The organism is Nitrospina gracilis 3/211 (assembly GCF_000341545.2).
GTDB lineage: Bacteria > Nitrospinota > Nitrospinia > Nitrospinales > Nitrospinaceae > Nitrospina > Nitrospina gracilis.
Map to the genome: position 1 here is coordinate 1400036 of NZ_HG422173.1, position 1171 is coordinate 1401206.

The window sequence follows — 1171 nt, forward strand, 5'->3', positions numbered from 1 at the left end:
AAGGCAACACGATGACCGCCGACCTGGATGAAATCTCCACCATCCTGGGCGGCCGCAGTGACGACACGTTCCACGTGTACGAAACCCGCAATGACGGGGTGGTCACCCTGCTTGACGGTCAGCAGAAAAACGACAAGTACATTTTTTACGCCGAGGACGGCGATCCGATTGACGCGCTGGTCAACGACCAGGGCAACGCCTGGGACAACGGCAACATTATCGAGGCGCGCGGCACCACAGGCGACGACACGATTTCGCTGACCGACGCGACCATCTCGCTCGGTGGCGACCAGCTCATCACCTACGTGGCGCCTCCGGCCACCGAAAACATTTTGCAGATCAAACTGAAAAGCCGCGCCGGACGCGACGACATCAACATCAAGAGCACCGCCGCCACGGTGCCGGTCACGGTGTTCTCCGGCGAAGGCGACGACACCATCACCGTCGGCGACAGCGGTACGCTGGACAACATCGACGCGCTCCTGCGCCCCGGCCTCAACGTGCCGTTCGGACTCGGACCGCTCACGCTGGTGGGTGAGGGCGGACACGATACGGTGGTGTTCGACGATTCCAACGAAGCCGACAACGAGTTCGGCAACCTGACGTCGTTCATCGAAAACCGCGCCGGCAACCAGCAGGTGGAAGTGGGCATACTTTCCGGACTCGGCATGTCGCTGGATTCGGATGCGGGCGGCCTGACAGGACGCGTCGAGTTCGAGGGATTCGAGGCGGTGGATGTGCGGTTGGGCGGCGGCGCGGACGATTTCCGCGTCGGCGGCGACGAGGTGTTCGACGAGTTGACGCTCATCCGCCAGGGCAACGTCGGCGAGTTCACGAACCTGATCGACGGCATCGTCAGCATCTCCGGCAACTCCGGCGGCGACAAGTTCCGCATCGAGGCGACCAATGACATCGACCGCGATGCGTTGAACGCGGCGCTCGGCATCGTCAGCGCCACGACCACCACCACCGGTGGTGCGTCCAACGAAGTTCAGCGCATCAACGTCGGCGCCAGCATCGGTTACTTCACCCTGAAGTTCCGCTTCATGGAAACCGCCCCGATCGCGCTGGACGCCACGGCGGCGCAAGTGCAGGAAGCGCTGGAAGACCTGTTCATCATCGGCACCGGCAACGTCAGCGTCACCAAGGACGCGGGCGGGTTCGACGTCGA

At 63.2% G+C, this 1171-nt stretch carries 1 pseudogene; it reads left to right on the forward strand.

Features of this window, described 5'->3' with window-relative positions:
- A pseudogene (locus TX82_RS06685) lies at positions 1–1171 on the forward strand (hypothetical protein); the annotation flags it as partial.